The sequence below is a fragment of the Pyxidicoccus fallax genome, from assembly GCF_012933655.1.
GTDB lineage: Bacteria > Myxococcota > Myxococcia > Myxococcales > Myxococcaceae > Myxococcus > Myxococcus fallax.
Map to the genome: position 1 here is coordinate 1 of NZ_JABBJJ010000587.1, position 3,994 is coordinate 3,994.

Below are 3,994 nucleotides of genomic sequence, written 5' to 3' on the forward strand. Positions count from 1 at the left end.
TGAGTATAAGAGACAGGGTGGGCGGCGCGGACATGACCCCCTCGGCGGCGCTGGTGAAGCTGATGCAGGGGTTGGCCTACCACCCCCACTCCCCGGAAGCCCTGGCCCGCTTCATCCAGACGCCGGTGGCCGGAGAGCTGACCGTCGGACGGCCGACAGTCCCCCCGCCTGCTCCTGGCGGGCGCCGGCCCGCTCGGCGCGTACGAGCGGCGTGACGGAGGGTAGGGAAGCAGCGGTGGAGGGCAGCATGCTTGCCCAGGTGAAAAGGCGGCCCGTAAGATGGGTGGTGCGATGTCCGAGGAGAAAACTTCCGTCCATTCCATTGCGGACCTGCTGGGCAGCGCCCAGCAGCAGAGCGCGTATTTGATCGTGATCAGCGCCAAGTCCGCGGCGGGCATCGGACGGATGTTCAAGCTGGACCGGTCCGAGGTCGTCCTGGGCCGCAGCACCGAGGCGCAGTTCCAGGTCGAGGACGACGGCATCTCCCGCAAGCACGCCAAGGTGGTGGCGCTGGGAGACGGCCGCTTCCAGCTGGTGGACCTGGCCAGCACCAACGGCACGTACCTCAACGGACTGAAGGTCAACGCCGCGCCGCTCTACGACGGCGACAAGATCCAGATCGGCTCCAACACCGTCCTCAAGTTCTCCATCCAGGACGCGCTGGAGGAGCAGTACCAGCGCAGCATCTACGAGTCCGCCACGCGTGACGGCCTCACCCGCGTCTACAACAAGAAGTACTTCCTGGAGACGGTGCGCAAGGAGTTCAGCTACTGCCTGCGCCACCGGGTGCCGCTGTCGCTGGTCCTCTTCGACGTGGACCACTTCAAGAAGATCAACGACGCGTACGGCCACCCGGCGGGCGACTACGTGCTGACGCGCATCGCCCAGCGCGTGAGCGACACGGTCCGCAACGAGGACCTGCTGGCGCGCTACGGCGGCGAGGAGTTCGCGCTGATGCTGCGCGAGTCCGCCGAGGAGCAGGCCCTGGCCTGCGCCGAGCGCTGCCGCTACGCGGTCGACAAGGCCGACTTCGTCTTCGGCGGCACGCCCATCAAGGTGACCATCAGCCTGGGCGTGGCCACGCTGCTGGACTCGGACTTCTCCCAGCCCGAGGACCTCATCGCCGCGGCGGACAAGTACCTGTACCGCGCCAAGCGCGCGGGCCGGAACCGCGTGGACGCCAAGGCCGTCAGCGGCCTCTGACACGCGGCGGGCGCCCGCCCTCCCCGCCCGAAGTCGCTCCGGCGCGGTCCGTGCCGCATCGCGGGCCAAAGCCTCTCCGGCTCGGTCCGCGCGGCGCCACGCCCCGAAGCTCCGCGGGCGCGGCCTCTTCGCTACAGGCCGAAGCCCAGCCGGCGCAGCCCCTCGCGCGACACGTGCTGCACGTGGGTGTCCGGGTCCCTGGCCGCCGCGTCGGACAGGGCGGCGGCGGCCTGCGGCCCGCCGATGCGGCCCAGCGCCTGCGCCGCGGCCACGCGCACATCCGCCACCGGGTCTTCCCTCAAACACAGGGTCAGCCCCTTCACGTGGGAGGCGCGGCCCATCTGCTCGAGCGCCCGGGCGGCGGCGGCGCGCACCATCGGGTGCTCCGAATCGAGCAGCTCCGCGGCCTCGTCCCCGCGTGACGTCTGACGCTGGCCGGCCATCACCTCCAGCGCGGCGGCCACCACCTCGGGCGCCGGGTCCTGCAGCGCGCGCACCGTCGCGCCCGCCAGCTCCGGGTGCCGGGCCGCCACGGCCCCCAGCGCCCGCACGGCGCCGGCCCGCACCAGCGGCTCCGGGTCGTTCAGGTAGGGCGCCACCCGTCCCGCGCGCTCACGAGCGCCCTCCTCGCAGTCCGGCAGCAGCGTCAGCGCGTCGCCACGCACGGGCCCCGGCAGCGACCTGTCCGCGACCGTGCCCAGGAGGAAGGCCGCGCAGCCCTTCTCCCGCACCATGGCCTCCAACCACGGCCGCGCCACGGCGGCGTCGCCCGTCTCCACGCGACGCTCGGCGGCCAGCCGCAGCGCCAGCCCCTCGGCCTCGGCCAGTGTCTCGGCCGCGTCGCGACGCACGGAGCGGTCCGAGTCCCCCAACGCGCGCTCCAGTTCCTTGCGCGCCAGCGGCCCGTATACCCGCAGGCCCAGCACCGCCTTGCGGCGCTGGAGTGTGTCCGCCACCGTCAGCGCCGGTCGCAGCGCCTCCAGCTCCTCCGAGTACACGGCGAAAAGCCGGTTGATGCGCGCCTCGTCCTCCGGCCGCGCCTCATCCAGGAGGAGCCGTCCCACGGAGGTGTCCTTGTGCGCGGCCACGGCCTTGAGCGCTCCGGCGGTGATGGCGTCCGTCGACTCCGGCCGCGAGGCCATGGCGTCCAGCGCCACCCGCGCGGGGCTCCTACCCAGGAAGCCCGCCAGGTGCAGGAGCGCCGCGCCTCGCACCGGCACCTCCTCCGCGTACAGCTCCACCTCCAGCGCCTCGCGGATGGCCTCCCGCCGCGCCCGCACCCGTGCCGCCGCCTCCGGCCCCCGAGGCCCCGCGCCCTTGAGGAAGTCCGTGGCGGACTGGCCCGCGGCGGCGGCGGCGCGGGCGGCGGTGACACACGCCTCCAGGTCCGTCGCGCTGGGCGAGGTGGCCACCCACTCGGCCAGGAGGCGCCGCTCCGAGGTGCCGCGCAGCTTCGCGTCCATGCGCACCGACGCCCACCTCACGCGCCAGTCGGCATCCTTCCGAGCCGAGGCGAGCGCCTCGCGGGGCGCCGGCCTCACGTCCTCCAGGGCAGATACCCAGGAGTCCACCCGCCCTCCTGACAGGCAGGCCTTGCAGACCCTCGCGCGCAGGGTGGAGTCCACCACGTGCCGCTGGCAGGACATCCAGCAGTCCTTCGTCCCGGTGCCGGCGCTCTGGCCGGTCGCCAGGAGCACCACCAGGAGGAGGGCAGGGCTCACGAGGCGGCCAGTCTAGTGCATCCCCGCGCGTGTTTCCCCGCAGCACCCTTGCGTTTTCGCGGGCACTGGGTCATACCCGCTGCCCCTTTCGAATCACACCCACATCCACGCACGGCGGAAGGAGGTGACAGTATGCCCGGTATCCGAGTCAAGGAAGGAGAGTCCATCGAGAGCGCCCTCAAGCGCTTCAAGAAGGCCACCGAGAAGGCTGGAATCCTCTCTGAGATCCGCAAGCGCGAGCACTACGAGAAGCCTTCCGTCAAGCGGAAGAAGAAGGCCCTCGCCGCCAAGAAGCGCGCGGTGAAGAAGGCCCGCAAGTCGTTCTGAGCGAGGCCCGTGCGTGGAGCCGGGGTGCCGTCAGGCGCCCTGGCTCCCGTCGTCTCTGTCCCGAACACACTTTCCCCACAGCGGAGTCGCGATATGGCCACCCTGAAGGAGCGGATCGACGCGGACCTGAAGGACGCGATGCGGTCCAAGAACGAGCTGACCACCAGCGTGCTGCGCATGCTCAAGAGCTCGGTGAAGTACAAGGAGGTCGAGCCCGGCGCCTCCGCCCTCGATGACGCGGGCATCCAGTCCGTCATCACCGGCCTCATCAAGCAGCGCCGCGACTCCATCGACCAGTTCAAGGCCGGCGGCCGGCCCGAGCTGGCCGAGAAGGAAGAGGCCGAGATCGGCGTCCTCCAGAACTACCTGCCCAAGCAGCTCACCGCCGAGGAGCTCACCGCCGCCGTCCAGGCCGCCATCGCCGAGGTCGGCGCCAAGGGCCCCAAGGACATGGGCGCGGTGATGAAGAACCTCAACCCCAAGCTGCAGGGCAAGGCGGAAGGCCGCGCCATCTCCGAGGCCGTCAAGGCGGAGCTCGCGAAGCTCTCCTGAACCGCCCGGAGCCAAGGTTCGCCCCTGCCGGCGCTGTCGGGAAACCGGCGGCGCCGTTGCTTTTGGGGTGGACAGGGGGGCGGAAACTTGCCCGCTCGCTCCCCCGTCATTAAGTGCCTGCGCAGGCCCTACCGACAGCCCCCGCCCTCACCGGCGGCCCGGCCGGTGGCCCCAGGAGTCGTGCCGTGCCC

At 71.6% G+C, this 3,994-nt stretch carries 4 protein-coding genes and 1 pseudogene; 4 read left to right on the plus strand and 1 reads right to left on the minus strand.

Going from position 1 to position 3,994, the window contains the following annotated elements; translation table 11 throughout:
- Together HG543_RS52105 and HG543_RS52110 are read left to right on the plus strand one after the other, a co-directional pair.
- A pseudogene (locus HG543_RS52105) lies at positions 1 to 215 on the plus strand (L-asparaginase 1); the annotation flags it as partial.
- A gap of 76 nt (positions 216 to 291) precedes the next feature.
- Positions 292 to 1,203 (plus strand): GGDEF domain-containing protein, encoded by a 912-nt coding sequence (locus HG543_RS52110; protein ID WP_169352437.1) that lies wholly within the window; start codon positions 292 to 294, stop codon positions 1,201 to 1,203.
- Positions 1,204 to 1,334: 131 nt separating this feature from the next.
- Here HG543_RS52110 and HG543_RS52115 read toward each other — a convergent pair whose 3' ends face one another.
- A complete protein-coding gene (locus HG543_RS52115; RefSeq protein WP_343073659.1) occupies positions 1,335 to 2,924 on the minus strand; it encodes a HEAT repeat domain-containing protein in 1,590 nt (529 codons plus the stop codon).
- Positions 2,925 to 3,056: 132 nt separating this feature from the next.
- Here HG543_RS52115 and rpsU point away from each other — a divergent pair, with 132 nt between their 5' ends.
- Positions 3,057 to 3,251: a 30S ribosomal protein S21 gene (rpsU, locus tag HG543_RS52120; protein WP_002614080.1), complete on the plus strand. Its 195-nt coding sequence runs from the start codon at positions 3,057 to 3,059 to the stop codon at positions 3,249 to 3,251.
- 93 nt (positions 3,252 to 3,344) lie between these two features.
- Entirely contained in the window at positions 3,345 to 3,803 is a 459-nt protein-coding gene (locus tag HG543_RS52125; protein ID WP_169352438.1) for a GatB/YqeY domain-containing protein, read from the plus strand.
- Positions 3,804 to 3,994: the final 191 nt, after the last annotated feature.

Excerpts from the sequence above, each read along its gene's own strand:
- HG543_RS52110 (WP_169352437.1), top strand. The coding sequence starts at position 292 with ATGTCCGAGGAGAAAACTTCCGTCCATTCCATTGCGGACCTGCTGGGC.
- rpsU (WP_002614080.1), top strand. The coding sequence starts at position 3,057 with ATGCCCGGTATCCGAGTCAAGGAAGGAGAGTCCATCGAGAGCGCCCTC.
- HG543_RS52125 (WP_169352438.1), top strand. The coding sequence starts at position 3,345 with ATGGCCACCCTGAAGGAGCGGATCGACGCGGACCTGAAGGACGCGATG.